Below are 26,795 nucleotides of genomic sequence, written 5' to 3'. Positions count from 1 at the left end.
GGATTACAAGCCAAGCCCCAGGCTTTCGGTTTTTGTATCGACGTTAACTGGTAAGTTTACCATTGTAATGAGCCAGAAACTGGCAGACTTAGGTTACTTTGGTGTTCGGCCGGCATGGCGCAACGAGGCCGGCCAATTGTTGCCAGGTACCGGAGAACGGTTCAGGAGCGAAGTCGGTGGTTTTGTGAACGTGCGCTACTCCGATAAGATTTTCGAGAACATCAGTTTACGCTCCCGGCTAGACTTGTTCAGTAACTACCTGCGTAACCCTCAGAACGTTGATGTAAACTGGGAAAACCTGATCGACTTTAAAGTAAACAAATTTATTTCGGCAAGCCTTTTCTGCCATCTTGTATACGACGACGATATAATGATAAACGTAGACAGAGACGGCGATGGGAAAATAGACGGCAAAGGTCCGCGGTTACAGGTTAAGGAGACCTTAGGCATCGGTTTTTCCTATAAGTTCGAATAACCGTACTCCATCAATTTCCTGACGGACCCTTGACACAAATTTGCCTGAAATCCTTCTGGAGGCTGTTTTTATTCAAATAATTGCTGATTGTTAGTTATTGATTGCTAAATGGTTATAGTGTTAATTTGGAGATGTGAAGATTTAGGAATTTGAAGATGAACCAGTAAGTGAAATCCTCAACTCATAAATTTAAATCTTTACTTTTAACTAATAAAAAGCCTTGTGTCCTGTGTCCTCAAAAAACGTTGGAAGGGCAATTTCATTAGAATAATTCAAAAAGCAGGCAGATGGGCCCCTGTTCGTGTTTATAAATTATTTTGACAATTAGTTTATTACAAGCATAAAATTTTGTAGCTTTTGATTTGTTTCCTGTACTACCTAAATACAGGTAGCATATTTTCAGGAGTTTGTAAAGCTGTGCGTACTAATACCTTGGTTTTGAATTTTCGGTACTAAACTTGCTTTGTTCTTTCCTGAACTTTTAAAACATAAATCCCTGTTTAGAGTAAAGTTTTACCAATGCTTTATCTGATTAATACCTCATTTAAAAAGTATACACCTCAACTATAAAAACATACTTATGAAGAAAAACGCCTTGCTTTTATTTTTTTGCCTGGGGCTGCTTTTCTGCGCTACTGGCGTGCAGGCACAGGGGCCACAGAATTCTACGGGTAAAGATGAGTTTTGGGGAACACCTAAAGCTGCCACTCGTGGGGCTACTGCAGATGCTGTTGGTGCCCGCGAAGCTGATCTGGATAAGCGCCACAATACCTATGAAACTGGCAAAAGGAAGAATTTTAAAATAATGCGCTATAACGATAAGAAACTGCAGGAATACGAAAAGAAAGAAAAGCAGATGCTGAAGCAGTATAAGCGCCAGAAAAAGCAGTTGGCCAGAAGAAGAGATTAACCGGAACTGCAGTAAGTAGTGCTGTTAAGAGCTCCGGTTCCTACTGCATGTATCTCATAAAGAAAAGCCCCGCTGTACAGCTACAGCGGGGCTTTTCTATTCCTGATTATGTATGTCAGAAGCTTAGAGTGTACGTTTAACTTCTTTCTGTTCGTACGCTTCTATTATATCGCCGATCTCGATTTCGTTGTAGTTTTTCAGGCTGATACCGCACTCGTAACCTTGGCGCACTTCAGACACATCGTCTTTAAAGCGTTTCAGGGCCAGTATTTCGCCATCCATTACCACTATACCATCACGTACCAGGCGAACCTTGGCGTTACGGTGTATGCTACCATCAGTTATCATACAACCGGCAATAGTACCCACTTTCGTAATCTTAAATACATCACGTACTTCTGCATTACCAACAATTTCTTCTTTAACAGTTGGTGCAAGCATACCTTCCATGGCATCTTTCACCTCGTTAATGGCATCGTAGATAATAGAGTACAGGCGAACATCGATCTGCTCCTGCTCGGCCAGTTTACGCGCGTTTTGCGACGGACGTACCTGGAAACCAATAATGATGGCATCGGAGGCAGAGGCCAGCAGAATATCAGACTCTGATATGGCACCTACACCTTTGCTGATAATGTTTACCTGCACCTCGCTGGTAGAGAGTCTTAGCAAGGAGTCAGAAAGTGCTTCTACTGAACCATCCACGTCGCCTTTTACAATTACATTCAGCTCTTTAAACGAACCGATTGCTAAACGACGGCCAATCTCGTCGAGAGTAATGTGCTTACGGGTACGCAAGTTCTGCTCACGCTGTACCTGTGCTCTGGAAGAGGCAATTTCACGTGCTTCACGCTCAGATTCCATTACCAGGAATTTGTCGCCGGCTTGTGGTGCTCCATCCAGACCGAGTAACTGCACTGGTGTAGATGGGCCTGCTTCCTTCATTTTCTTGCCACGATGATCAGTCATAGCCTTTACTCTACCGTAGTGTGAGCCTGCCAACACAATGTCACCTATTTTCAGGGTACCTGTTTGTACGAGCATAGTAGCTACATAACCACGGCCTTTATCAAGAGATGCCTCTATAACAGTACCTACTGCTTTGCGATCTGGGTTTGCTTTCAGCTCAAGGAGTTCAGCCTCCAGCAATACCTTCTCAAGCAGGTCCGGAATACCGGCACCTGTTTTAGCCGATACTTCCTGCGCCTGGTACTTACCGCCCCATTCTTCTACCAGTATGTTCAGCTGAGCAAGTTCTTCACGAACTTTGTCTGGGTTGGCACCTGGTTTATCTATTTTGTTCAGGGCAATAATAATGGGTGAGCCAGCTGCCTGTGCGTGGTTAATCGCCTCTTTTGTTTGAGGCATCACGGAGTCGTCGGCTGCTACCACAATAATAACAACGTCGGTTACTTTGGCACCACGGGCACGCATCGCCGTAAAGGCTTCGTGACCAGGTGTATCGAGGAAGGTAACATTACGGCCACTTTCGGTTTTTACTTTGTAAGCGCCAATGTGCTGCGTAATACCACCTGCTTCGCCAGCAGTTACGTTGGCATTTCTTATATAATCGAGAAGTGAGGTCTTACCGTGGTCAACGTGGCCCATGATCGTAACGATTGGAGCCCGTTCTTCCAGTATAGCTTCATCTTCTTCTTCTACCGTGTCTAAAGCCTGTTCGTCTTCGCTTGTAATAAATTCAATGCCATACCCGAACTCGTCCGCTATAATGGTAATAGCTTCTGCATCGAGGCGTTGGTTTATAGAAACGAACATACCCAGCTGCATACACACCTTAATCACATCGTTCACGGTTACGTTCATGAGCGCTGCCAGGTCGTTTGCCGATACGAACTCAGTTACACGCAGAGTTTTAGACTCTGCCTGCTCCTGCATTCTGCGTTCCTCCATAGAGTCGGCAATGGCAGAACGTTTTTCGCGTCGGTACTTGGCACGGTTACCGCCTCCGCTTTTGCCGCCGCTCAGTTTAGCGAGGGTAGCTTTAATCTGCTCCTGAATTTCCTTATCGGTAACCTCGGCTTTGTCGGCTCTGGCAGGGGCTGGACGACCCTGACCACCACCTGCTGGCCTGTTGCCCTGGTAGCCTGCACCTGCCGGTCGGTTGCCCTGGTAACCTCCGCCACCTGCTGGCCTGTTACCCTGGTAACCTCCACCGCCTGCCGGTCGGTTGCCTTGGTAGCCTGCACCTGCTGGTCGTGGCTGTCCGCCCGGGCCTCCTGGCTGGTTGCCCTGCTGTGCTGGTCGTGGCTGGCCAGGCTGGCTTTGCTGACCAGGTTGCCCCGGCTGCCCGGCCTCGCCGGAAACCATAATGCGCTTGCGCTTTTTCTTTTTGTTGCCGTTCTTTTTGTCGTCAGACGACGCAACTGGCTTGGTGCCCTTTCTACGGGAGCTGTCTGGCAATTCTATTTTGCCTAGTACCGTCAGACCTTTTAACTGGTCTGCTTTGGCTGTGATCGTTTCTATTGGTGTTTTTGCGTTTTCGTCAGCAGGAGAAGCGGGCTGCTGTGGCTCCTGCTGAACCTGAGGTTCTGCGGGAGCAGCAGGGGTGGCCTGTTCTGCTACTGGTGCCGGAGCTGGCTCCGCTGGCTTTTCTGGGGCTGGCGTGGCTGGTCTGGCGGGTTCTTCTTTTGGTTGTTCTGGTGCCGTAGGCGCAATGGTAGCCGGTGCAGGGGCACTTGGTTGTGCTTTTTCCTCTACCGGCGGGGCTGGTTTTTCTTCAGGAGCCTGGGGAGCTACAGGCTGTTGTGGCGTAACTGCGGGTGTTTCTGCAACAGGTTCTTGTGGTGCAGGCGCAGCTTTAGGCTCTGGAGCCAAAGGAGCTGCCGGGGCCTCAGGTTTTTTAGGTATTGGTCTTCCTTTGGCATCCAGCTCAATTTTACCCAGTACTTTAAAGCCAGGTAAACGCGGGCTTTCTGTCTCCTCTTTTTTAGGAGCTTCTGGTGCTGGCTCGGGTGCCGGGGCTGGCTTAGGCGCTGCTGCTACTGGTGCAGGTGCCGGCTCTGGCTTTGGCTGATGCACACTTTTAATGAATATCTCCTGTTCAGGCTCACTTGGTCTCTTTGTTTCCTGATGCTCGGTACCGACAACCTGGTTGCTTTGAGGCTTTTTGCCGATATTAAGCTCTTCTGCCACTGCTTTATCTTGCATGGAGGAAGCAAATTCTTTAGCCAGCATATTGAACTGTTCTGCCGTGATTTTGGTAGTGGGTTTATTTTCCACAGCAAAACCTTTAGCAGAGAGATAATCTGTAATGGTAGTTGTACCAATATTTAAAGTAGTTGCAACCTGTTTAAGCCTCCTTATTTTGTCTTCTGCCATGTGTTCTTCTATGCTGTCTTTTAATTCTGATAATAATGGTACTATGCCTTTTTGTTAGGAAAGGCTTTGCTCCCTTACATAATCTTTTCCAAAATTAAGCTAACGGAGCAAAACTCGCAAGCTATTGATTGTCTTCTGCTTCAAACTCTTCACGAAGTATGGCGAGCACATCGTCAATTGTTTCTTCTTCCAGCTCTGTTCTGCGTAGCAGGTCTTCTTTGGTAACGGCAAGCACGCTCTTGGCTGTATCGAGGCCAATGCGTCTGAACTCGTCTATCACCCAGCCTTCAATCTCATCAGAGAACTCGTCCAGGTTAATGTCTTCTTCGTAAGTTTCTGACTCCCTGAACACGTCTATCTCCATATCAACAAGCTTGCTGGCAAGTTTAATGTTCTGGCCGCCTTTACCGATAGCCAATGAAACCTGGTCCGGCTTCAGGAATACCGAAACACGTCCGTTTTCTTCGTCTATCTTCATGCTGCTGATCTTGGCCGGGCTCAGTGCACGTTGTATGTAAAGCTCCAGATTATCGGTGTAATTAATTACATCGATGTTCTCGTTCTCCAGTTCGCGTACAATGCTGTGTATGCGCGATCCTTTCATACCCACACAGGCTCCTACCGGGTCTATGCGGTCATCAAACGATTCTACGGCTACTTTGGCGCGCTCACCTGGTTCACGTACTATTTTCTTAATAGCGATCAGGCCATCAAAAATCTCCGGTACTTCGTTCTCGAACAAACGCTCTAAGAAAGAAGGAGAGGTGCGCGAAAGAATAATTTTCGGGTTACCATTCACGATCTCCACACGCTGCACTACGGCACGCACCACGTCGCCTTTGCGGTAGCGGTCTTTTGGTATCTGCTCGGCCTTCGGTATAAGCAGTTCGTTTTCTTCCTGGTCAAGTATCAGCACCTCGCGGTTCCATACCTGGTACACCTCACCCGAAATAATTTCGCCAACCTGATCTTTGTATTTCTGGAACAGGAACTCTTTCTCCATGTCTTTGATGCGCTGGATCAGGGTTTGGCGGGCAGTTAACACGGCACGGCGACCAAAGTCTTCGAGCTGTATTTCTTCCGATACTTCTTCTCCTACTTCAAAGTCGGGCTCAATTTTGCGAGCTTCCGAAAGGCTGATCTTGTCAGTTTCCCAGATGTCCTCAGAGTTGTCGTCTACGATTTCGCGGTTACGCCAGATCTCGAGGTCACCCTTCTCCACGTTCAGGATGATGTCAAAGTTCTCGTCGGTGCCCCATTTTTTACGGATCATGGTGCGGAATACATCTTCGAGGATGCGCATCATGGTCGGGCGGTCTATGTTCTTGAATTTCGCAAATTCAGCGAACGACTCGATCAGGACTGAACTGTTCATTATTCTTTTATTTAAATGATATTACAACATTTGCTTTCACAATGTCCCCGAAGGGTATTTGCACAGGCACATACGTAGCCTTCTTGCCTTTTTGTTTTATTTCTTCTGTTATGCCGATGCCGCTTTCTGTTACCTCATCGAGCTTACCGGTTTTTTCGGTGCCGTCCTGCAGTTTTACCTTCAGGTTGCGGCCCACGTTTCGCTGGTACTGCTTTGGCTGCGTCAGCGGGAAATCGACACCCGGTGAGCTAACTTCCAGTACGTAGCTTATTTCTTCTCCAAAAGCCTCCTCTATTTTTTTGTTGATGCGGCGGCTGATGGTAGCGCACTGGTCGATAGTTATTCCCTGCTCACCATCGGCCAGCACCATAATTTTGGGGCGTGCCGGAGAATCAGACACAGTTACATCTACCAGGAACAAGTCGCTCTCGGGCAGGCTGTCCTGTGCCATTGTTTTTATTATCTGTGCCGTTATTGCCATAGTTAACCTATAAGAAATAAAGAAGGGGACTCTGTGTCCCCTCATCTCCCTGGAATATAATGCCACAAATTTACGATAAAAACATTATATATACAACACGCAGTCGTTAGCTGGTGCTTGTAATATAATCTTAAGCTGTTTTTTGAGGATGCTATGGCCCGGGATCGGGTATGGCTACAGGTGTGGCCGTAGAAGATAACACCTGTAGCCAATAGAAAGTTCGATCTGTTATACTTGGTGTTTGAGGCTGTGGAGCGGCCATGCCGCAAAGATAATTATAAGCTATGCTTATTTACATAAGGCATAATTTGTATGTTTGCTATTATGTCTGGTGCATTTAAGAGAATACGGCGAAAGATTTGGTTCATCCTTAATGTGGGGGTGGTGCTGTGGCTGCTTGTGGGGGTGTATTGCCTGCAGGTGCCTCCGTATGAGTATTGGGAGGCTGGCTTTATCTCTTTTTCGCTGCCCGGTGCGCTTGTTCTGAATTTCGTGTTTTTTATTTATTGGTTGCTTCGGCGCTCCTGGCTCATCCTGCTGCCGCTGTCGGTTATGGTGCTGGGCTGGCAGTACCACAGTCGTTTCCTGGCATTGAACTTCCGGAAGGAGGAGCCCCTGGAGGCAAAGGAACTGGAAGTTCTTAGTTTTAATGTGCACGTGTTTAATGCCTACGACGACCGCGATGGCAGCGAACTGGAAGCATCTGCTGAGATGATAGAATGGGTGGCCACGCACCCGGCCGATGTGTACTGCCTGCAGGAGTTCTATAACAACAATACCAAAGGCTCCACGGTGTATAACACTGTTAGCAGGATAGGGCAGCGTTACGATAAGTTCAGGCATTTTTCGGTAGCGCACAAAGACTGGAACAAAGGGGAGATCGGTATCGCTATCTTTTCCAAATATCCTATTTTTAATAAAGGCGTGATTGAGTTTGGCGAAACAAAGCATAACCGCGCCATTTTTGCCGATCTTAACATACAGGGAGATACCGTGCGGGTGTATTCAGCGCACCTGCAGTCGATGAACATCAAGGCGCAGGATATAGAGAATACCTATTCCTCTATCGGGAACCAGGACAAAATGAAGCAGGAGGGGCGAAACCTGGCAAGGCGGCTGCGCCGTGGCTTTATAGCACGCGGGCACCAGGTAGAGCTGCTGCTCGACCACATTAGCCAGTCGCCTTACCCGGTTATTGTATGCGGCGATTTTAACGATATTCCGTTTAGCTATACCTACCAGGTGCTTTCTAAAGAACTGTCGAACGCTTTTGAGGAGGCCGGTGTGGGCGTGGGAGCCACCTACAATGGCCCCATCCCGTTCCTGCGCATCGATAACCAGTTTTACAGCAACGGCCTCCGTGCCTACGACTTCAGAACGTACCCCGAAATGGGACTTTCCGATCATCTCCCGATCTCGGCAAAATACGTGCTGGAGAAACGTGATTGATAATGGCCGATTGTTGATGCTAAATGGTTTGATGGCTAGATGGCTTAATGGTTAAATGGTTTAAATTGTTGATTTGGAGATGTGAAAATTTGAAGATGGTGAAGGAGAAATTTTGAATGAGTGATTGAGATAATGAGTGAATGAAAATTATTCTTGACCCTTGACTCAATAACATGCAAAATACTTTTGGAGGCCTTTTTCATTAGAATAATTTGTCTAAGAGAAATCTGTTTTATAAGAACCAGGCAAAGAAAACCGACCGTTAGGAGTTAGATCGCATAATTTATAATTTTGATCCCGAAAAGCCTGTAAGGCTGATCTTGATACATAAACACAAACCGGCAGCGCCTATAAAATAATATGAGCTGCGGTGAGGCAGAACCATGCAACAGAAACTAAGTTTATACAATACGCTTACGCGCAAAAAAGAAGTTTTCGAACCGCTGCACGCTCCTTTTGTGGGCATGTACGTGTGCGGCCCTACTGTTTACGGCGAGCCGCACCTGGGGCATGCCCGCAGCGCCGTCACCTTCGATACGCTGTACCGTTACCTAAAGCACCTTAACTATAAAGTACGCTATGTGCGCAACATAACCGATGTGGGCCACCTGGTAAACGATGCCGACGAAGGCGAAGACAAGATCCAGAAAAAAGCGCTGCTGGAGCAACTGGAGCCGATGGAGGTGGTACAGCACTACACCAACATTTACCACCAGGACATGGCCCTGCTCAACATGCTTTCTCCTGATATAGAACCGCGCGCCTCTGGCCACATTATAGAGCAAATCGAAATGATTCAGGAGATACTCGACAATGGGCTGGCGTATGTTGTGAACGGTTCGGTGTACTTCGATGTGCCTGCCTATCACAAAGAGTATAAATATGGTAAGCTTTCGGGCCGCGTAATAGAAGACCTGCTTGGCAACAGCCGCACCCTGGAGGGGCAGGAGGAAAAGCGCTCGCCGCTCGACTTTGCCCTTTGGAAAAAAGCTTCGCCTACGCACATCATGCGCTGGCCATCGCCGTGGAGCGATGGGTTCCCGGGCTGGCACCTGGAGTGCTCTGCCATGAGCCGCAAGTACCTGGGCACTACCTTCGATATACACGGAGGTGGCCTCGACCTGATGTTCCCGCACCACGAATGCGAAATTGCCCAGAGCCAGGCTAGCCACAACCACACCGATGCCGCCCGCTACTGGGTGCATAACAACATGATTACCGTTAACGGGCAGAAGATGGGCAAATCGTTGGGCAATTTTATTAACCTGCGGGAGCTGTTTGAAGGTAACCACGAGCTGCTGACCGACAAGTACTCGCCCATGACCATCCGGTTTTTTATACTGCAGGCCCACTACCGCAGCACCCTCGACTTTAGTAACGAGGCGCTGCAGGCAGCCCGCAAAGGTTACATGAAGCTCATGAACGGCCTGCGCGTGCTCGACAAGCTGCAGTACCCCGAAGAAGCCTCCACCACACCAGACGAAAAACTGAACGAGGAGCTGCTTAAACTGGCGCAGGATTGCTACCGCGGCCTGGACGACGACCTGAACACGGCCCGCACCATTGCCTCGCTTTTTAACCTGCTCAAAAAGATCAACAGCCTGTATGTAGGTCAGTTGGCTTTAGGGGCTTTAAACAGAGATACTTACGACACCATCCGGAACACGTACCGCGAACTGGTACAGAATGTGCTGGGGCTGAAGGAAGAACCGACCGGCGACATAGAAAACATGCTCAACCTGGTACTGGGCTTTTACAAAGAAGCGAAAGAAACAAAAGCATACGATAAAGTAGATGCCATACGCGCAGAGCTTAAAAAGCAAGGCATCGTAATTAAGGACCTGAAAACAGGTATCGACTGGGCTTATGAAGAATAACATGAATTGGCTGGCACTACTGCTTTTTAGCTTACTCACCATCTCTGGCTGCGACTCCGGCAGCAGGCAGGAAGCACGGCAGGCTGAAGCAACCGAAGAAGCCAAACCGGCCGTACAGGCACCTGATTTTAAGGCAGACTCGGCTTACCAGTTTATAGAGCGCCAGGTAGCCTTCGGGCCGCGTGTGCCCAACACAGCCGAACATTACAAAACAGGCGATTACCTGATAAACACGCTCAAGAGCTTTGGGGCGGAGGTAAAGGTACAGAGCTTCCAGATGAAGGCTTTTGACGGCAAAATGCTGAACCTGCGCAACATAGTGGCCTCCTTTCAGCCTCAGGCTGCTAACCGGGTGCTGCTGGCCGCCCACTGGGACACTCGCCCCTTCGCCGATAAAGACGATACAGACCCCAAAAAGCCCATAGATGGCGCTAATGACGGAGGCAGCGGTGTAGGTGTGCTGCTGGAGATAGCCCGCATTCTGGGTTCAGCCGAAGCGAAACCGAAAGTAGGTGTAGACATTATCTTGTTCGATGGCGAAGATTACGGCCAGCCAGACGATAGCGACCTGCCGTACCAGAACGATACCTGGTGTTTGGGTGCGCAGTACTGGAGCCGCAACCCGCATGTGCCAAACTACAGGGCCAAGTACGGTATTCTGCTCGACATGGTAGGAGCCGAAAATGCCAGGTTCGCCCGCGAAGGCACCTCCATGCAGTATGCTAAAAACGTAGTGGCTAAAGTCTGGAAAGCGGCTAACTCTATTGGTTACTCCGACTACTTTATCTACAAAAATGCACCTTCTATTGTAGACGATCATTCTTATGTAAATGCCTGGGCCAAAATCCCGATGATCGACATTATAGAATACAACGTGGCCAACTCAAACGATTACTTCGGCCCCTACCACCACCGCCACACCGACAACATGGACATCATCAACAAAAACACCCTGAAAGCTGTAGGGCAAACGGTGCTGCATGTCGTTTATAACGAGTAAAAAATAAAGGCACTGCTGAAAAGCAATTATTCGCATGAAATCAGCCTTCCAAAGCATTTTCTGTCATTGTAGCCTCAAGGGTTATTTGTGGTTTGCCGAAGCAGTTGTAGCAAAATACGAATGACCCTTGACCCTTTTTAGCAGTTTCCCCTTCGGAAGGCTGTTTTCATTAGAATAATCAGGCCCTGGAAATAACATCGCCATTTTAAAAGCGCAGTTTTTTCAGGGCCTGATTATTTACTTATTACATTCAATAGAAGAATAAGGTCTTAACATTTAGTATCTTACGGAATCAAATTTTCTGTCTGCATTCTGCTTACGGTGAGCTCCGCAAATTTGCCGGCAAAACGGTTGAGAGATGATGGGTTGTAGCTTCTCGACTGGGCTGACCAGAGTAAACCTTCGGTGTCGGCATCGTAGAGGTTAGTTTCCAGGAAATACACTTTGTCTTCGCGGTAATAGCCCGGGTCGTAGAGCATGGGGTGCCAGTGCGAGTAGTAGCCCCTGAAGGTGCCGTACCAGCCAAAGCGGTTCATGGGAGCGTACGGGTTGCCCGGCACGTAGCGGTTCTCTGTTGTTTCGTCTACCACGGCAGCCGTTAAAATAGCATCGTGCCCATCGCCTTTAATTTTCTGGAGCAGCATATCGCCGGTGGAGCCACTCTCCCGCATCATGGCCGGCGGAAACACATCAATACTTTTAGTTACTGTAATGCCGCGCTTCTGCAGCTCCGCCTGCAGCTGGTCTTCCACAATCTGGCGTGCCTGCGGACTATCTGTAAGGGCTGCCACTATAATTTTGTTGTAGTTCTGTGTAGTGGCTTCAGGACTCTTCCAGGTGCCGGTTATCTCGGTAGAGGGGCTGCAGCTAAACAAGACCATGCCTGCACACAAAAGCCAGAGGGTTTTAACGCTATTTTTAATGGCATATAGTTTCATAAATCGTCTGTTTTAATGAGTAGTATAGAATAAGAATAACGCAGATGCGCCAAATTTGATGCCATAAGCAACATGCTGGCCGCTCCCCAAAGCTGCAATGGCAACCATAAACGTAATGTTATAAATAAAGGAATGGCCTGTTGCTGCGTGCGTTAGCCAGCTGACTATCAATAACCTTTGGCAGGCCAAGCCAGTAAGAGATAGGATGTGCTTTTGCTTCGGCCTCAGCTTCTTACAGGTTTTTTTTGAAGAATGGCTTTTGGATTTTCAAAGGCAAGCAGGCACAACTATTTTTGTTCATCATCTTAACCCAGGCATTATGAACTACGAAAACCTTGTAGCGTTACTTGGCCAGGAGGCGGAGGAGCTGCTGCTGCATGAGTGCCATACCTTTTCGAGCGAGCTGTTACACCTGCCAGGCCCGGACTTTGTAGACCGTATCTTTATGCAGTCCGACAGGAACCCGCAGGTGCTGCGCAACTTGCAGCAACTCTACAGCCATGGCCGCCTTGCAGGCTCCGGTTACCTTTCTGTTTTGCCCGTAGACCAGGGCATTGAGCATACGGCTGGAGCTTCGTTTGCACCGAACCCGCTTTATTTCGACCCGGAGAATATAATAAAGCTGGCGCTTGAAGGAGGCTGTAACGCAGTGGCTACTACTTTTGGCGGACTTGGTTTTCTGGCGCGAAAGTATGCGCATAAAATTCCATTCATTGTAAAAATAAACCACAACGAGCTCCTGACTTACCCCACCAAATACAACCAGATTATGTTCGGCTCTGTAAACGAAGCCTGGAACCTGGGTGCCGCAGCCGTGGGAGCAACCGTTTATTTTGGTTCCGAAGAGTCTAATCGGCAACTGGTAGAGGTCGCAGCTGCTTTTGAGCGGGCGCATGAGCTCGGTATGGCAACTATTTTGTGGTGCTACACTCGCAACAATGCCTTTAAGCAAGGCGACACCGACTACCACACCGCAGCCGATCTAACCGGGCAGGCAAACCATTTGGGCGTAACCATTCATGCCGATATCATCAAGCAAAAGCTTCCGGAGCTAAACGGCGGGTTTACAGCCATCAACTTCTCTAAGTCGGACAAACGTATGTACACCGAGCTGGCCACCGACAACCCCATAGACCTGACCCGCTACCAGGTGGCCAACTGCTACATGGGGCGGGCCGGCCTTATAAATTCAGGAGGAGGCTCAGAGGGCGAAACCGACCTGCAGGAGGCGGTGCGTACGGCTGTTATAAACAAACGGGCAGGCGGCATGGGGCTTATTTTAGGGCGAAGAGCCTTTCAGCGTGAATTTAAAAAAGGTGTGGAGCTGCTGCATGCGGTGCAGGATGTGTACCTCTCGAAAGACATTACCATTGCCTGATCCTGGCGTTTTTATCTTCTGTCGCATCTGCTCTGTGTAGAAGCCAGTAGCTGTAACAGGTGCTTTGCCAAACTACGTGGAACAACAAGCCCAGGATGCCTGGCTTTTGTAAACTGAATTTAAACATACAAGAAGCTCTAGTAGAACTCCCGAATATTAACTAATTTTGTGCCCGGCCTTTTATAAAACCTGTTTAGGAGCATAGCATGTTCAGTTAAGTGCAGTTCGGATAGCCTGTAATACAGCATAGTAACGAAAATAACACACATAAATCCTTAAATGTGCGGTAGCACCCAGTCAAAGTATGATGCCTTGGTTTAAAAGAGTAGAAAAAGGAATTATTACCCCTACAGAAGAAAAAAAGGAGACACCAGATGGTTTGTGGTACAAATGTTCCTGCTGTAAAACAGTAACGAGCATGGCAGAGCACCGCCGTAACCTCAATGTCTGTGTTAAATGTAATTTTCATGAGCGTATTGGCTCTGCAGAGTACTTTGCCGTTTTGTTCGACGATAACCAGTTCGAGGAGCTGGATGCCAACATGACCTCTTCGGACCCGCTGTCGTTTATAGACTCCAAGCCTTACCCCGAAAGAACCAAGGCCACACAAAAGAAAATAGGATTAAAAGATGCTGTTCGGTCTGCGCACGGTAAAATAAACGGCCAGGGGCTTGTTATAGCCTGTATGGATTTTGCCTACATAGGTGGCTCCATGGGCTCGGTGGTAGGTGAGAAAATTGCCAGAGCCATAGATTTTGCCCGCAAAAACCGATTGCCTTTCCTGATGATCTCCAAATCGGGAGGTGCCCGTATGATGGAGGCTGGCTACTCGCTTATGCAAATGGCCAAGACCTCTGCCAAACTGGCATTGCTCTCCGAAGAAAAAATACCTTATATCTCTCTGCTCACCGACCCGACCACAGGTGGCGTAACCGCCTCGTTTGCCATGCTGGGCGACTTTAACATTGCCGAACCAGGCGCTCTTATTGGGTTTGCCGGCCCGCGTGTAATTAAAGAAACGATCGGTAAAGACCTTCCAAAAGACTTCCAAAGCGCTGAGTTTGTGTTAGACCACGGCTTCCTCGATTTTATTGTAGACAGAAAGCAGCTGAAGCAAAAGCTAAGCGACCTGCTCTCGATGCTGAAACCCGAAGTTGCCGAAGAACCTGTTGTTCAGAAAGAACGCAAAGCTGCTAAAGCCTAACTATTAAATAATCTTTAGCTGCATTTACTACCAGTTTTCTGAACCAGCATAACTTATTTACATAAACTTTATCGGCTGCTGCAATAGCTGCCTCCAGGCAGGTTAAACGACGTTTTGCCTCTTGTTCAGGGGCGGCAGGAATACATTGTGCAGAAGATGCGGTAAGGTAAAAGCCAACTTTTTAGGTGTGCCTCAAGTAAAATGGTGTACCAAGGAATAGAAATAAACAGTTATTCCGGAGATTGGCATTAGTATTGCAGACGCACTCATATGCTGGCAAACTGCCACATAGCCCATACTAACCAACTATTCTTTATAATTAAAGTTCTTACAAACTTTTTACAAAAATGAAAACTCTGAAATTAACATTAGCATCTTTTATGGCAGCTTCTATGCTGTTCGCATCTTGTCAGTCTTCGCGGCCAGTGAGCAGCGGTAGCACGGGTGCAGGTACCTCAACATCTACTACAACGGGTACTCAAAACGATACCGATGCTGAAAAGCAAGGCATGAATAAAACTACCAAAGGTGGTATAATAGGTGCCGGTGGTGGTGCCGTAATTGGTGGTGTAATTGGTAACCGGTTGGGTAACACAGCTGCAGGTGCCATTGTAGGTGCCGCTGTAGGTGGTGCCACGGGTGCTGTAATTGGTCGCCGAATGGACAAGCAGGCCCAAGAACTCGAAAAGAGCATGGAGAACGCCACCATAGAGCGTGTAGGCGAAGCCATCCGTGTTAACTTCGACTCTGGTATTTTGTTTGCCGTTAACTCTGCCGAGCTTAGCGCAAATGCTAAAAAAGACATCGACAAGCTGGCGCAAACCCTGAAAAGCTACCCTGGTACCAATGTTATTATCGAAGGCCACACCGACAACACCGGATCGCGTGAGCTGAACCAGGGCTTGTCGGAGCGTCGTGCGCAGGCAGTTCTTAACTATGCTCGCACTACCGGTGTAGAAGGTAACCGCCTGCAGGCAAAAGGTTATGCCTTCGACCAGCCTATTGCCGATAATACTACAGTAGACGGACGTCAGAAAAACCGCCGTGTAGAAATTATTATCGTAGCAAACGAAGAGCTTAAAAACGCTGCCGAAAAAGGCGAAATTAAATAAAACCTAGCTTCTAGGAACAACAGTGAAAGCGCCTGTCGGGGAACCTGACAGGCGCTTTTGTTTTTGCCAAACCGGCTCAAAATCAGGCTGTATTACAACCTGATTAGGTTTTTGGTCGTTACAGTATACAATTAATCAGATATTGAAGCTTAAAAATGGCTGGCTTTTTTAACAGATTTCGCGGCGTTTAAATAGTACAGAACAAAGCTGAGAAAAGAAAGCCAACATTTTAGTTAAAAAAGAGTATTAAGCTCAGGTTCTTGATTTCAGATAAACTTAGACCAAAAACGACTATGAGAAATATTAAAATTTATGTTACCCTTTTTGCCGTTTTAGGCATGTTGTTTTCGTCATGTAATACCAGCAGAACCACCCGGGGCGGCGCTATAGGCGCAGGTGCCGGTGGTGTAATAGGCGGTGTTATTGGCAACAGAGCAGGCAACACGGCAGCCGGTGCCATTATAGGCGCGGCAGTAGGTGGTGCCACTGGTGCTGTAATTGGCCGCCACATGGATAAGCAGGCCCAGGAACTACAGCGCGACCTCGAAAATGCCCGGGTAGAGCGTGTAGGTGAAGGTATTAAGATCACGTTTAACTCCGGTATCTTGTTTGCCACGAACTCAGCGCAGTTGCAGTCGGCGGCGCAGTCGGAGATTACGCAGTTAGCGCAAACTCTTAAAAAGTACGAAGACACGAATATTCTGATAGAAGGCCACACCGACAACACCGGTGGCCGCGACTTAAACCAGCGCCTTTCGGAGCAGCGGGCAGAGTCGGTGGCAAGTTACCTGTCTAACCAGGGCGTTTCTCGTGGCCGCATGTCCTCTCAGGGCTATGCCTTCGACCAGCCGGTTGGCGACAATAGCACCGAAACAGGTCGTCAGCAGAACCGCCGCGTAGAGATCGCCATTTACGCAAACGAAAAAATGAAGAAAGCCGCAGAAAGAGGCGACTTATAAGCACCAAAGAAAGTTTAGTTCGATTTTACCAGCCGGTCAGTAGACCGGCTGGTTTTTTTATGCCAGCTCCAACAATCGGAGCATAGGCGCGTAAGCCCAATATAACTTATTTTAGAATTTTGATATGAAGCACCATTTTTACATAATTTTTTTAGGAATAACTACTGCCTTAACCTTTAGCGCCTGCGAGCGCACCACCACGAATAACAGAGATGAAGTGCAGTTAGAAACAGCCGCAGAGCCAGTAGAGGCGCGGGTGGAGGAGCGAAGACCTGCCACCGTGCAGGAGGCCTTGCAGGCAGATGCTCAGCTGGCACGCACCATGAGCCTGGCCGAGTTCGTGAAGCATATGGAAAGCCGCGAAACCTACTACAGCCAATTTGAAGAAGTAAACTACGAAGACGATTTCGTGAAAATAAAAATGGAAGGCAGCGAGCTGAAAGTAGAGACTGCCGAAGGAAAAGCAAAACTCGATGATGAAAAAGGCAAAATAAAAACAGAGTCAGAAACCCGGAAGTGGGAAAAGAAGAACTAACGCTAAACCTGTTTCACATAAATTTTTCTAATGATTTTAGCCTTCCGAAGGTGTTTTATGCAGATTTGCTTCAAGGGTTAACGCTCTGCACTACTGGCTTGCCGAGTGCCTGCAACTAAAATATGCAGCAAAACCCTTGGCAAAATTCTGATGAGAAACCTTCTGAAGGCTGTTTTTATTTGAATAATTTGGCGATAAACTACCTGGTTAATCCTTTGTGCAGCATGAGTAGTGCTTCAAAGCTACATAATACAGTTGAGTGCTTGCGGAGGAGTTTCAACGCTGTGGAATAAGAATTGTGGGCGAGGATGTAGCACCATCAGGATGTCTGATTCTTATTTTGGCGGATAGCTTTTTGCTTACGTTGGTGCAACAGGTACGTAACAGCCATGGCAACGGCAGCGCCCAGTACAGCCAGGCCCATATCTTTCTGAGCATCCCAAACATCTCCTTGAGTACCCAAATAGGCCATGGCCTGCTCATCTCCTTTAAATACCAGGTCGGCCACCATCCATTCCACCAGCTCATACAAGGCGCTCAGCGAGAGTGTAATCTCCACAGGTAAAATATAGCTGTAAGGTGGCCTTACCCGAAAACCGAAAGCCAGCACCTCGTGCATGGGGTAAGCCAGCAGTAAGCCAAAGCCCAGGTGCACAAAGCGATCATAGTGGTTGCGGGCCAGGTTTAGCTCGTTCTTCAGCCATTCGCCAAAGGGGTTTTCGGCGTACTGGTACTGGCTGCCATACACATGTAGGAGCAAAAACAGAAAAATGAGTGTGTAAGCTGTATCAGAAAAACGCAGAATGTTGTAAAACGCCACCAGGCAAATCACCATCGAAAGCGTGAGGGTATTCTCCAGGAGCCAGTTGGTAAGGTCTGGTGTCGTAAAGCCGGTATATAACCAAAACGCCCCAGAAATAAGGGCGTAGCAAAAATGAAGCGGCTTCCGGGTAAAAGGTACTTTCATGTAATATGCTGCTGATGGCATAATCAGTTTCAGGAAAAGCAGGTTTGTGGGTATTGGTTAATTCATACACCTGTTTCCTTAAAATAGATACACCCGCAGCCATATATTACAGCTAAAATAAACCTGTTTTACGTGCGCCTACTTTTCTAGGCCATAAGTTCCTTTTGGTAAAATACCAGGCGCACAGGGCAATCTTCCGGCGTTTTGGTAGGGTCGCAGTGGTAGCCGAACATATCGTACCCGTTCAGATAGGGCAGCAGCTTTTTATAGTAGGTGTGGCCTGTGTTCTCGGCATCGAAGGTAACATCATGAAAAATGCAGGTCGGCATGTGGGGCAACTTCTCCAGTTTTTCGAACAGGCTATCGGGTTTGCCTAAGTCACCGGAGTACACAACACGGTAGTCATCTTCAAAAATATAAGCATAAGTCTGAAAGTTCTCTACATGCTGCCCAAACGTATCGATGCACCTGATGGCTTCGAACTGCTCCAGCGGCACGAACTCCACATACTTATCTGGGTCTTTGAGCTGTATCTCCAGAAAATCGTAGATCTGCATCCGGAACTGCTCTGAGGTGTATAGCAAAACCGGACGATCTGTTTTCTCGATAATGCTTTTGTGCAGCAGCAGGCTGGCCAGGCTGCCGCAGTGGTCGTTATGCAGATGCGTTAATAATATATATTCTACCTTGTTAATCAGGTTTTTCTTAACCAGTGTGGGGTAAACAGTGTAGCCACAGTCTATCAGAAAAGTCTTTTCCTTGAGCTCAAGGAGGGCGGCAGAGTTGAGGTAATCCACATCAAAAGCACCGCCAGTGCCTAAAAATTTAATCTGCATATATAGTATTCTAAAGCCTTTTGATGTTGGGGTTAATCCGTATTTATACCTTGTATAGCGTTATTTGTTACTATTTGTTTTAGCAGAATTGCTGTTTCAGCGAGCTTCTTTCGTGTTTACGATTTTTTTATGGTGAAAGTGATTTTTTGCTTGGTCAAAAGCAACTAACGGTAATTTTTCTACTACGTAAAATGGATACATTTAATAGCCTATGGATGCGCATCTGTTACCGATACAGGAAAAAACGCTGCAAACACACGCGTTGCTGAACAACACCTATAAAAAACTGGAGCTGCAGAGCCGCCGAACGCCTATGCACGAACTGGTATCGACGATGCTCTCGCACCGCACGACCCACGCCGATGAGGTAAAAGCCTACAACACTATGCTGGAGCGGTTCGGCGACTGGGAGGGTGTGCTGCTGGCACCCGAAGAAGCCTTAGCCGATGCCGTTTCTACTACCCGATACCCTCTGCAGAAGGCACCGCAGATACAGCAAACGCTTCGTATAATTAAAGAAGAGCGCGGCGAGATCAACATCGATTTTCTGGCTGAGTTGCCTGTAGAGGAGGCCATGGCCTGGCTCACCAAACTGCCGGGGGTTGGGCTGAAAACTGCTACGCTGCTGCTGCTGTTCAATTTTAAGAAGCCGGTGCTACCCGTAGATACGCACGTGTTCAGGGTGAGCCAGCGGGTGGGGCTAATAGGAGCCAAAGTAACCGCCGACAAAGCACACAAGCTGCTGCTCGACATGCTGCCCAAGGATGCCGTAGAACTATTTAACTTTCATAAGCACCTTTTCTGGCACGGGCAGCGCGTTTGCACCTGGTACACTCCCAAATGCGAAGAATGCGTGCTGCGGCCCATCTGCAATTACTATCAGGATGTGCGCGCCAAAGGTATCGACACAACGCCAGGCTAACTGGCGGGCCCAGAGCCTGGAGGCCGCTGGTTTAACCTGTTACAGAATCATTCTAATGATTTTGCCCTTCCGAAGGATATATAGTTGCTAAACGTTCTGGATAGGAGCAGCGGTGTTGCAATAAGACCGACAAGTCCGCCTGCAATGTAAATAAACACCAGGTCCCATCTGGAGTGTTCGCCTAATATAAATTTCAGGAGCACCACGAGGGTGGTTACTGTAAAAACAATAAGCCAATATGTTACAGCATCTAAGAGCGGAGTGGGAGCAACAGGTTTTTTCGGCAGCTTTAAAATGGCATACATAATAGCCATAAGCCCTACGAGCGAGCTCAGGAGCTGCAAAACAAAAAAGTACGTATAACGATAGCCGTCGTAAACAAAGCTATCCAGCAGAACCGGGAACCAACCTACGGCACGGCCTTCTTTGTGCGTAAAACTATCCCAGAAAATATGAGAGGCAGCGCCCAGTACAATCGAAACAAGCACAATACCATAATTCCGTTTAAAATAGCCAACCCAGTTAAAGGATTTGTAACGGTGCAGGCGCTTGCGCAAAAAGCCGGGCAGGTTATCGATTAAGGCATTGCGCACCACCACATGAAATAAAAAAGCCAGTAGCAGGCCCATTGGCAGGTTAAAGTAAAAAATGCTGCGCCAGGTGTGGCTATAAGGGTCGTGCGCCGCCATTCTGATGAATTTCTCAAAGTCCGGGGCCATACTGCCTACAGCTAAACCGGTAAGGGAGGTCCAGCGGCTAAAAACAGCATGTACTGGTAAAACAATGGCGGGGTGCGAAAAGGTAAAGGGCATGTAATAGTAGTTTCGGGGCAAAGGCCCTTAGGTCAAATACCGGAGTTATACTTTGGTTAACGCAGAATGGTTGCCGGTAGTATTTTGATAATTAGGTGTTTGCTAACAATTGTTAGAATGAAAACAGCCTTCAGAAGCCATTTCAGGCTAAAATGATCCAAGGGTACTCAGTAGGATAAAAATGAGGCAGAAGCCGGTGCGTATGCAAGTACAACCCCCTCCGGCAGTACCTGTAGTTTGGCTTTTCGCCCGCAAATAAGCGCCAGATTATCGGGTTCGTGGCCAACCGGGAAACCGTAGCAGATCGGGTAGTTGTATTTTCCGGTGTGCTCTGCAATTATCTCGTAAGCATCTTTTCCGAATGGAATGGGGTTGTCGTGCATGTCGCTCATGTGGCCTACGACCAGGCCAGCAAGGTGGCTGAGCTTGCCAGTGCGGTCGAGGTGCACCAGCATACGATCGAGGTGGTAGAGGTACTCGTCCAGGTCTTCCAGAAATAGTATTTTGCCGCGCGTGTCGATATCGGAGCGGGTGCCGGAGAGGTTGTGCAGCATAGATAGGTTGCCGCCGACCAACTGCCCCTGCGCAGTGCCGGTGCGGTTAAAAGCATGCGGTGCCGCCTGGTAAGTAACAGGCTCGCCAAAGAGCACCTTTCGGAGCGTTTCAATAGCTTGCGCTGTGCCTTCTCTCGAAAACAAAACAGGCATAATGGCGTGCACCGATTCCAGGCCGAGCGTGTGCAGGTGGCAGTGCAGCGTAGTTACATCGCTGAAGCCTACCAGCCACTTTGGCTCCTGCTGAAGCGGTGTAAAATCTACCTGATCTATAATGCGGGTGGTGCCATAGCCCCCGCGTGCGCACACGATGGCTTTTATGCTTGGGTCATCGAGCATTTGTTGCAGGTCCTGCAGCCGCAGGGCATCGTCTCCTGCAAACTGGTTGTAGCTGGCCCCAATTGTATTGCCGATCACTACCTCCAGCCCCCAACTTCTAAACGCCTGCATGGCAGCTTCGATTTCGGGCAGGCTTATTTTTCGGGCTGTGGCTACAATGGCAATTTTGTCGCCCGGGCGAAGAGGTGGAATCATGCGCAGTGTTTTTTTTACAGAAAACGAAGTTAGAGCTTTTTAAGCAAAATTTGCTGAACAGCTTTTTTTTGAGCAAATTCGGCAGCTTTGCTTTTTAAAAGGGTAAGTTTTGCACGCTAAGGCCTCAGTTGCCCTGTTTTTTATCTTGTGCCACTTGTTTGTAGCTAAAATATGCCAGAATTAAAGAAGAAGTCTTGGGTCGATAGGTTTTTGTCGGTGATAGAGCGTATCGGGAATGCCCTTCCGCACCCTGCCACCTTGTTTGCGGGTTTCGCCTTGTTGGTGGTGCTACTCTCGTGGTTGGCCAGCTTGTTCGACCTGGCAGTGGTACACCCGGGTACAGGCGAAACCATAACGCCCGTAAACCTGCTCTCCCGCGATGGCCTTCACATGATCCTGACGCGCATGGTCACTAACTTTACGGCTTTTGCTCCACTTGGCACTGTACTGGTGTCGTTGCTGGGTATTGGCATTGCAGAGGGTACGGGCTTTATCGGGGCGGTGCTGCGGCTGGTGGTACTGTCTTCGCCCAAGCGGCTGCTCACCTTCGTGATCGTGTTTGCCGGTGTCATGTCTAACACGGCCAGTGAGGTGGGTTATGTGCTACTGGTGCCGCTGGCTGCTGTTATCTTTCTGGCGGCAGGTCGTCATCCGTTGGCGGGTCTGGCTGCTGCTTTTGCAGGCGTGTCTGGCGGGTATAGTGCCAACCTGCTGCTGGGTACCGTGGATCCGTTGCTGGCCGGGCTCTCTACGGAGGCTGCCAGAATCATAGACCCCGAGTACATGGTAAACCCGGCGGCCAATTATTATTTCATGTTTGTCTCTACTTTTATTATAGCAGGGCTGGGTACCTGGGTAACAGAGCGTGTGGTTATACCGAGGCTCGGCGAATATAAAGGCGATGAAAAGCCGGAGCGGATAGAGCGGCTCAACGCACAGGAGAAGCGGGGGCTGCTGTATGCTACCATTGCTTTTTTGCTACTAACTGCCTTCATACTTGGTGGGCTGCTGCCAGAGAATGGTTACCTCCGCGACCCCGAAACCGGCGAAATTCTACATTCTCCGTTTATGTCGGGCATTGTGGCGTTTATCTTTTTAATTGCGGCCATAGTGGGTGTTGCCTATGGCATTGGAGCCAAAACCATCCGCAACGATAGCGACGTAATGCGCGGCATGTCCAAATCGATGGAAACGCTGGGTTCCTATATCGTGCTGGTGTTCTTTGCGGCCCAGTTCGTTGCCTATTTCAACTGGACAAACCTCGGCCTGATTCTGGCCATTAACGGAGCCGATGTGCTGAAGACGATGGGGTTGAGCGATATTCCGCTTATGGTAATGTTTATACTCGTGGCTGCCACTATAAACCTGGTAATGGGAAGCGCCTCTGCCAAATGGGCTATTATGGCTCCGGTTTTTATCCCGATGTTTATGCTGCTGGGCTACACGCCCGAATTTACACAGGCAGCTTACCGTATTGGCGACAGTGTGACTAACATTATATCGCCTATGATGTCGTACTTTGCCCTGATCGTAGCCTTTATTCAGCGCTACGATAAGAACGCTGGTATCGGCACGGTTATCTCCACCATGCTGCCTTACTCGGTGGTGTTCTTCATCGGTTGGACCATCCTGCTCATTATATGGATATTAGTTGGCTTACCGGTAGGTCCAGGGGCAGAGATGTATATGCCGTGATACATGTTCAGAATTATTATTTAAAAACTGCTTAATTTATCCAAGCATGCCCAAGGTTACATAAGTGAACGTTGTGATTACCCTTGGAGCCTTTTAAACAAAAAAGCTTCTGAAGGCCGTTTTCATTTAAATAATTCAGCACTAAGTATAATAGCAGCAAGGGCAGCCCCGTTTACCGGGGCTGCCCTTGCTGCTATTATAAAAGAAGCCGTGCTGTTACAGTAGCTTATAGCCCACACTCACAATGAACTGCTGGTTGCGCATATCGTAGCGGTTCAACGATTCGGTGTATTGCCGTTTAATGGTTTCGTAGCGTAGGTCCAGCGTGAGCCGCGATATATCAATACCGACACCACCCTGAATACCCCAGTCAGATTCGTTCATGTAGTCGTCTATGGTTTTGCCTTCCTGTTTGGCGCTCATCATAATAGAAGCTACCGGACCAGCCTGCACTCGCAGGAAATTGAAAAGATTGTAGCCAACCATAATCGGCACATCAAGGCGGGTAAACCTGAACTCTTGTGTGCTGCCGGTAGGGGTGGTCACCTGGTTATCGAATACCTGAATTTTGCCTCCCGAAGAAGCCAGTAAAGCCTCCGGCTGCACAAAAAAACCTGCAATCTGAAGCCTGGCGAAAGCCCCTGCGTGGTAACCGGTAATATTTTCAGGGTTCCGGTATTCTGAGGTGCCCTGCACATCGTTAAACATAACTTTGGTGGAACTTACACCGCCTTTAATACCAAGTGTAAAAGGCGAAGATTGAGCCTGGGCATTTGCGGTTACAAAAGCCAGTCCGACTAAAACTGATAATAATATCTTTTTCATAGTTGTGGTTATGGTTTTTAAAAGCCCGATGTAATGCATAACGAGCCAATGATACCAAGTTGTACGTAGATTCTGTTTTTTTGGCGGTTAGCTGCTAAACTCACTATATAGTAAATGTGCAATTTAGCTAATAACCGCAGTCGCCTCTATCTCTACCAGCAGCCTGGGGTCTATCAGCGCTTTTATCTCTACCATTGAAGCTGCAGGTTTAATATCGCGGAAAAACTCACTGTGTGCTCTGCCTACTTCCTGCCATTGCTGCGTGATGTCGGTAACATACATTCTTGTCCGGATAACGTCTTGTAGCGAAGCACCAGCCTGTTGCAGGGCTTTCTCTATTTTGTGCAAAATGAATCGTGTCTGCTCATACGGGTCATTCAGGCCAATGATCTGCTCTCCGTTTGTTGCAGTGGTACCGGCCACTTCTACCACATTGCCTATACGCACGGCTCTGCTGTAACCCACCAGGTCTTCCCAGGGGGTGCCGGATAAAATATTCTGTCTGGCTGAATTCTTCATGTTTAGCTTCTGTATCTGAATAAAATTTGCCTGCAGCCGCAAAAGTAGCTGCTGTGCAAACTTCGTATATTTTACTTACTTTTATGGCCTATGCGCCTCACCTCAAAGCCCGTGCTCTGCAACTATTACGTTACCTACCGGTGTAACGCCAGGTGCTCGTTTTGTGATATATGGGAAAAACCATCGCCCTACATAAAAGTAGGAGATGTGCAAAAAAACCTGCAGGACCTGAAGCGGCTGGGCGTAGAGGTTATCGACTTTACCGGAGGCGAACCGCTGCTGCACCGCGAGATAGACGTATTTCTGCGGATGGCGCACGAGATGGGCTTTATCACTACTCTCACCACCAACGGACTGCTGTACCCCAAGCTGGCGCACCGGCTCAAAGGCCTGGTCGATATGCTGCATTTCTCTCTCGACTCCTCCTCTAAAACCGAGCACGATTCCGGCCGCGGCGTCGCCTGCTTCGATTTCGTGATGGAATCTATTCAGGTGGCAAGGCAACTGGGGGAGCGGCCCGACATTATTTTCACGGTTTTTAAGCATAACCTGTCGCAACTGGAGGAGGTGTACCAGCAGATAACGCAACCCAACAAACTCATGCTGATTTTAAACCCGGCTTTTGAGTACAATGGCGTGGCGGCAGGCGAGCAGCTTACGGAGGCAGAATTGCGCTACCTCTCAGGTTTTGGAAAGCGCAAAGGCGTGTACCTGAACGAAGGCTTTATAGAACTCCGGCGCGATGGCGGCAACCACACAAACAAACCTGTCTGCAAAGCGGCCACTACCACACTCGTTATCTCGCCCGAAAACGAACTGGTGCTGCCTTGCTACCATCTGGGTACCAAAGGCTTCCCGATAAACAGCAACCTCTACAGCCTCTACCACTCCAAAGAAGTAAACGCCCTGAAGCAGCTGGAAGGGAGACTGCCCGCCTGCCAGGGCTGCACCATAAACTGCTACATGCAGCCCAGTTTTGCCGTGGAAGTAAACAAATACTTCTGGAAGGCGCTGCCCAGCACCCTCAAATACAATCTCTACAAAGGCACCTGGAAACGGTTGGTTGGCTTGTAATCCTTAGCTCCCAAAAGCCTGAAATGCTTCCGGAGGCTGTTTTCATTAGAATAATTTGGTTGTTTGTAGCTAATTGTTGACATGAAGTAGGTAAAAGTGATCTGTTGTTTATTACAACTACCTGAGGAGGGCTGGTCTCTAAAATACCCAAAAACCTTTGGAGGGCAGTTTTTATTAGAATAGTTTAGGTTTATCTTTTAAAAATCTGAATACTAAACTATTTTAACGCTACAGCCATGCCTTTTATGAAGCTACACGCACTCCTGACACCGCTTACCCTGTTGTTGTTTTTTGTGAGTGCTGGTGTGTTGCTTAGCTGTAGCCAAGACGATCCGGAAGACTTTGTACGAGACACGGCGGTGGAAATAAGCATAGTAAGTGCTGCAGGAGAAGACTTGCTGGACCCTGCATTACCAAATGCTATTGGGCAAGCTGCTATAAAAGTATCTTACCTGCAGCAGGGGCGGCCTGTGCAGGTAATGAATAGCAACCTGGATTACCAGAACGGATTTTTAATCTACCGGTCCAGCCACTACACTCTACGGTTGTTCCCAAGCGAGCACATAGACCAGCAAGGCCGCAGCACCACCTACCTGCAATTAAAAGAGTCTGAACCCGCCGATACGCTCGTTTGCCAGTTAAAACAGCTCCACCATCAGAGCGCTTCGGTGGTGGTTTCTAAGATCTGGCACAACAGCCAACTCGTTTGGGACGGCACCGGCCCCCGGTATTTCGTTTTAACTAAATAGCACCGTAGCCCTCCGCCTTACAAAAAATCATTTGTGTTATTTACTGATGTTACGCATTAATGCGGCCAGCAAAGAAATATTATTCCCAGAGCAACTCCAGACAGTCGCTTGCGCTTTATTCTCAACTAAGATCACAAATTCCCAGTTCTTGGGTTGAGCGCCTTTGCAGGTTTCCGGTGCCGCAGGCAGCCTGAGCGAGAGCGAGCCTAAAAGGGGCCCCTGCACCCCTGGCAGGAAAGATGCAGCAGCGCGATGCCCGAGAACGGGGCCTCGCTA

The 26,795-nt window shown here is 48.4% G+C and carries 23 protein-coding genes and 1 pseudogene; 14 read left to right on the top strand and 10 right to left on the bottom strand.

Annotated features, from left to right (window positions below; genetic code table 11):
• Positions 1 to 475: pseudogene (locus tag FVR03_RS18515) on the top strand (DUF3078 domain-containing protein); the annotation flags it as partial.
• Positions 476 to 1,055: 580 nt separating this feature from the next.
• On the top strand, positions 1,056 to 1,385 hold the full coding sequence (locus FVR03_RS18510; RefSeq protein WP_147923259.1) for a hypothetical protein: 330 nt from the start codon (positions 1,056 to 1,058) through the stop codon (positions 1,383 to 1,385).
• 123 nt (positions 1,386 to 1,508) lie between these two features.
• Here FVR03_RS18510 and infB read toward each other — a convergent pair whose 3' ends face one another.
• The 3 genes from infB to rimP all read right to left on the bottom strand — a co-directional run bounded on the left by infB (position 1,509) and on the right by rimP (position 6,550).
• Positions 1,509 to 4,724: a translation initiation factor IF-2 gene (infB, locus tag FVR03_RS18505; protein ID WP_147923258.1), complete on the bottom strand. Its 3,216-nt coding sequence runs from the start codon at positions 4,722 to 4,724 to the stop codon at positions 1,509 to 1,511.
• 121 nt (positions 4,725 to 4,845) lie between these two features.
• Complete coding sequence (nusA, locus tag FVR03_RS18500; protein ID WP_147923257.1) at positions 4,846 to 6,099, bottom strand: transcription termination factor NusA; 1,254 nt, start codon at positions 6,097 to 6,099, stop codon at positions 4,846 to 4,848.
• 7 nt (positions 6,100 to 6,106) lie between these two features.
• Positions 6,107 to 6,550 (bottom strand): ribosome maturation factor RimP, encoded by a 444-nt coding sequence (gene rimP / locus FVR03_RS18495; protein ID WP_147923256.1) that lies wholly within the window; start codon positions 6,548 to 6,550, stop codon positions 6,107 to 6,109.
• Positions 6,551 to 6,904: 354 nt separating this feature from the next.
• Here rimP and FVR03_RS18490 point away from each other — a divergent pair, with 354 nt between their 5' ends.
• The 3 genes from FVR03_RS18490 to FVR03_RS18480 all read left to right on the top strand — a co-directional run bounded on the left by FVR03_RS18490 (position 6,905) and on the right by FVR03_RS18480 (position 10,906).
• Complete coding sequence (locus tag FVR03_RS18490) at positions 6,905 to 8,029, top strand: endonuclease/exonuclease/phosphatase family protein (RefSeq protein WP_147923262.1); 1,125 nt, start codon at positions 6,905 to 6,907, stop codon at positions 8,027 to 8,029.
• A gap of 383 nt (positions 8,030 to 8,412) precedes the next feature.
• Positions 8,413 to 9,906: a cysteine--tRNA ligase gene (gene cysS / locus FVR03_RS18485; protein WP_147923255.1), complete on the top strand. Its 1,494-nt coding sequence runs from the start codon at positions 8,413 to 8,415 to the stop codon at positions 9,904 to 9,906.
• Positions 9,896 to 10,906, top strand: a complete 1,011-nt coding sequence (locus tag FVR03_RS18480; protein WP_187270214.1) for a M28 family peptidase — start codon at positions 9,896 to 9,898, stop codon at positions 10,904 to 10,906. Before cysS ends, FVR03_RS18480 begins: the two co-directional genes overlap by 11 nt.
• A gap of 284 nt (positions 10,907 to 11,190) precedes the next feature.
• Here the strand turns inward: FVR03_RS18480 and FVR03_RS18475 are convergent, their stop codons facing one another.
• Positions 11,191 to 11,844, bottom strand: coding sequence for a flagellar hook-length control protein FliK (locus tag FVR03_RS18475; RefSeq protein WP_147923254.1), 654 nt, complete (start codon positions 11,842 to 11,844; stop codon positions 11,191 to 11,193).
• A gap of 319 nt (positions 11,845 to 12,163) precedes the next feature.
• Between FVR03_RS18475 and FVR03_RS18470 the strand changes: the two genes are divergently transcribed.
• From FVR03_RS18470 to FVR03_RS18450, 5 genes are all read left to right on the top strand, one after another.
• Positions 12,164 to 13,222: a class I fructose-bisphosphate aldolase gene (locus FVR03_RS18470; RefSeq protein ID WP_147923253.1), complete on the top strand. Its 1,059-nt coding sequence runs from the start codon at positions 12,164 to 12,166 to the stop codon at positions 13,220 to 13,222.
• A gap of 307 nt (positions 13,223 to 13,529) precedes the next feature.
• Positions 13,530 to 14,426: an acetyl-CoA carboxylase, carboxyltransferase subunit beta gene (gene accD / locus FVR03_RS18465; protein ID WP_187270215.1), complete on the top strand. Its 897-nt coding sequence runs from the start codon at positions 13,530 to 13,532 to the stop codon at positions 14,424 to 14,426.
• A 392-nt stretch (positions 14,427 to 14,818) separates the two neighbouring features.
• Positions 14,819 to 15,538, top strand: coding sequence for a YiaD family glycine zipper/OmpA-like lipoprotein (locus tag FVR03_RS18460; RefSeq protein WP_147923260.1), 720 nt, complete (start codon positions 14,819 to 14,821; stop codon positions 15,536 to 15,538).
• Between the two features lie 293 nt (positions 15,539 to 15,831).
• Positions 15,832 to 16,497, top strand: a complete 666-nt coding sequence (locus FVR03_RS18455) for a YiaD family glycine zipper/OmpA-like lipoprotein (protein ID WP_147923251.1) — start codon at positions 15,832 to 15,834, stop codon at positions 16,495 to 16,497.
• Between the two features lie 124 nt (positions 16,498 to 16,621).
• On the top strand, positions 16,622 to 17,032 hold the full coding sequence (locus tag FVR03_RS18450) for a hypothetical protein (protein WP_147923250.1): 411 nt from the start codon (positions 16,622 to 16,624) through the stop codon (positions 17,030 to 17,032).
• 319 nt (positions 17,033 to 17,351) lie between these two features.
• On the opposite strand, the gene FVR03_RS18445 is transcribed toward FVR03_RS18450, so the two are convergent.
• The gene (locus FVR03_RS18445; protein ID WP_255474289.1) at positions 17,352 to 17,999 is read right to left on the bottom strand and encodes a DUF2238 domain-containing protein; all 648 of its coding nucleotides are present in this window, start codon (positions 17,997 to 17,999) and stop codon (positions 17,352 to 17,354) included.
• Positions 18,000 to 18,145: 146 nt separating this feature from the next.
• Positions 18,146 to 18,835, bottom strand: coding sequence for an MBL fold metallo-hydrolase (locus FVR03_RS18440; RefSeq protein WP_147923248.1), 690 nt, complete (start codon positions 18,833 to 18,835; stop codon positions 18,146 to 18,148).
• A 211-nt stretch (positions 18,836 to 19,046) separates the two neighbouring features.
• Here FVR03_RS18440 and FVR03_RS18435 point away from each other — a divergent pair, with 211 nt between their 5' ends.
• The gene (locus FVR03_RS18435) at positions 19,047 to 19,757 is read left to right on the top strand and encodes an endonuclease III domain-containing protein (RefSeq protein WP_147923247.1); all 711 of its coding nucleotides are present in this window, start codon (positions 19,047 to 19,049) and stop codon (positions 19,755 to 19,757) included.
• A gap of 47 nt (positions 19,758 to 19,804) precedes the next feature.
• On the opposite strand, the gene FVR03_RS18430 is transcribed toward FVR03_RS18435, so the two are convergent.
• A complete protein-coding gene (locus FVR03_RS18430) occupies positions 19,805 to 20,569 on the bottom strand; it encodes a DUF4184 family protein (RefSeq protein WP_147923246.1) in 765 nt (254 codons plus the stop codon).
• 167 nt (positions 20,570 to 20,736) lie between these two features.
• Positions 20,737 to 21,657, bottom strand: coding sequence for a S66 peptidase family protein (locus tag FVR03_RS18425; RefSeq protein WP_147923245.1), 921 nt, complete (start codon positions 21,655 to 21,657; stop codon positions 20,737 to 20,739).
• A 171-nt stretch (positions 21,658 to 21,828) separates the two neighbouring features.
• Here FVR03_RS18425 and FVR03_RS18420 point away from each other — a divergent pair, with 171 nt between their 5' ends.
• Positions 21,829 to 23,352 carry an AbgT family transporter gene (locus FVR03_RS18420; RefSeq protein ID WP_147923244.1) on the top strand — a complete coding sequence of 508 codons (1,524 nt, stop codon included), beginning with the start codon at positions 21,829 to 21,831 and terminating at the stop codon, positions 23,350 to 23,352.
• Positions 23,353 to 23,568: 216 nt separating this feature from the next.
• Here FVR03_RS18420 and FVR03_RS18415 read toward each other — a convergent pair whose 3' ends face one another.
• Together FVR03_RS18415 and FVR03_RS18410 are read right to left on the bottom strand one after the other, a co-directional pair.
• Positions 23,569 to 24,177 carry a porin family protein gene (locus FVR03_RS18415; protein WP_147923243.1) on the bottom strand — a complete coding sequence of 203 codons (609 nt, stop codon included), beginning with the start codon at positions 24,175 to 24,177 and terminating at the stop codon, positions 23,569 to 23,571.
• 123 nt (positions 24,178 to 24,300) lie between these two features.
• Positions 24,301 to 24,696: a RidA family protein gene (locus FVR03_RS18410; RefSeq protein WP_147923242.1), complete on the bottom strand. Its 396-nt coding sequence runs from the start codon at positions 24,694 to 24,696 to the stop codon at positions 24,301 to 24,303.
• 90 nt (positions 24,697 to 24,786) lie between these two features.
• On the opposite strand from FVR03_RS18410, the gene FVR03_RS18405 reads away from it, so the two are divergent.
• Complete coding sequence (locus FVR03_RS18405) at positions 24,787 to 25,770, top strand: radical SAM protein (protein ID WP_147923241.1); 984 nt, start codon at positions 24,787 to 24,789, stop codon at positions 25,768 to 25,770.
• Positions 25,771 to 26,015: 245 nt separating this feature from the next.
• Positions 26,016 to 26,519: a hypothetical protein gene (locus tag FVR03_RS18400; protein ID WP_147923240.1), complete on the top strand. Its 504-nt coding sequence runs from the start codon at positions 26,016 to 26,018 to the stop codon at positions 26,517 to 26,519.
• Positions 26,520 to 26,795 lie beyond the last annotated feature (276 nt).

The organism is Pontibacter qinzhouensis (genome assembly GCF_008017455.1).
GTDB lineage: Bacteria > Bacteroidota > Bacteroidia > Cytophagales > Hymenobacteraceae > Pontibacter > Pontibacter qinzhouensis.
The sequence above is the reverse complement of the archived record's forward strand: the minus strand, read 5'-3'. Positions and strand labels throughout refer to the sequence as shown.

Bases quoted from the DNA above. Each gene is read 5' to 3' on its own strand.
- infB (WP_147923258.1), bottom strand. From the start codon at position 4,724: ATGGCAGAAGACAAAATAAGGAGGCTTAAACAGGTTGCAACTACTTTA.
- FVR03_RS18400 (WP_147923240.1), top strand. From the start codon at position 26,016: ATGAAGCTACACGCACTCCTGACACCGCTTACCCTGTTGTTGTTTTTT.
- FVR03_RS18440 (WP_147923248.1), bottom strand. From the start codon at position 18,835: ATGCAGATTAAATTTTTAGGCACTGGCGGTGCTTTTGATGTGGATTAC.
- FVR03_RS18445 (WP_255474289.1), bottom strand. From the start codon at position 17,999: ATGAAAGTACCTTTTACCCGGAAGCCGCTTCATTTTTGCTACGCCCTT.
- accD (WP_187270215.1), top strand. From the start codon at position 13,530: ATGCCTTGGTTTAAAAGAGTAGAAAAAGGAATTATTACCCCTACAGAA.
- FVR03_RS18435 (WP_147923247.1), top strand. From the start codon at position 19,047: ATGGATGCGCATCTGTTACCGATACAGGAAAAAACGCTGCAAACACAC.
- FVR03_RS18410 (WP_147923242.1), bottom strand. From the start codon at position 24,696: ATGAAGAATTCAGCCAGACAGAATATTTTATCCGGCACCCCCTGGGAA.
- FVR03_RS18430 (WP_147923246.1), bottom strand. From the start codon at position 20,569: ATGCCCTTTACCTTTTCGCACCCCGCCATTGTTTTACCAGTACATGCT.
- nusA (WP_147923257.1), bottom strand. From the start codon at position 6,099: ATGAACAGTTCAGTCCTGATCGAGTCGTTCGCTGAATTTGCGAAATTC.
- FVR03_RS18490 (WP_147923262.1), top strand. From the start codon at position 6,905: ATGTCTGGTGCATTTAAGAGAATACGGCGAAAGATTTGGTTCATCCTT.
- FVR03_RS18425 (WP_147923245.1), bottom strand. From the start codon at position 21,657: ATGATTCCACCTCTTCGCCCGGGCGACAAAATTGCCATTGTAGCCACA.
- FVR03_RS18450 (WP_147923250.1), top strand. From the start codon at position 16,622: ATGAAGCACCATTTTTACATAATTTTTTTAGGAATAACTACTGCCTTA.
- FVR03_RS18405 (WP_147923241.1), top strand. From the start codon at position 24,787: ATGCGCCTCACCTCAAAGCCCGTGCTCTGCAACTATTACGTTACCTAC.
- FVR03_RS18460 (WP_147923260.1), top strand. From the start codon at position 14,819: ATGCTGTTCGCATCTTGTCAGTCTTCGCGGCCAGTGAGCAGCGGTAGC.
- FVR03_RS18475 (WP_147923254.1), bottom strand. From the start codon at position 11,844: ATGAAACTATATGCCATTAAAAATAGCGTTAAAACCCTCTGGCTTTTG.
- FVR03_RS18480 (WP_187270214.1), top strand. From the start codon at position 9,896: ATGAAGAATAACATGAATTGGCTGGCACTACTGCTTTTTAGCTTACTC.
- FVR03_RS18415 (WP_147923243.1), bottom strand. From the start codon at position 24,177: ATGAAAAAGATATTATTATCAGTTTTAGTCGGACTGGCTTTTGTAACC.
- FVR03_RS18470 (WP_147923253.1), top strand. From the start codon at position 12,164: ATGAACTACGAAAACCTTGTAGCGTTACTTGGCCAGGAGGCGGAGGAG.
- cysS (WP_147923255.1), top strand. From the start codon at position 8,413: ATGCAACAGAAACTAAGTTTATACAATACGCTTACGCGCAAAAAAGAA.
- rimP (WP_147923256.1), bottom strand. From the start codon at position 6,550: ATGGCACAGGACAGCCTGCCCGAGAGCGACTTGTTCCTGGTAGATGTA.
- FVR03_RS18510 (WP_147923259.1), top strand. From the start codon at position 1,056: ATGAAGAAAAACGCCTTGCTTTTATTTTTTTGCCTGGGGCTGCTTTTC.
- FVR03_RS18420 (WP_147923244.1), top strand. From the start codon at position 21,829: ATGCCAGAATTAAAGAAGAAGTCTTGGGTCGATAGGTTTTTGTCGGTG.
- FVR03_RS18455 (WP_147923251.1), top strand. From the start codon at position 15,832: ATGAGAAATATTAAAATTTATGTTACCCTTTTTGCCGTTTTAGGCATG.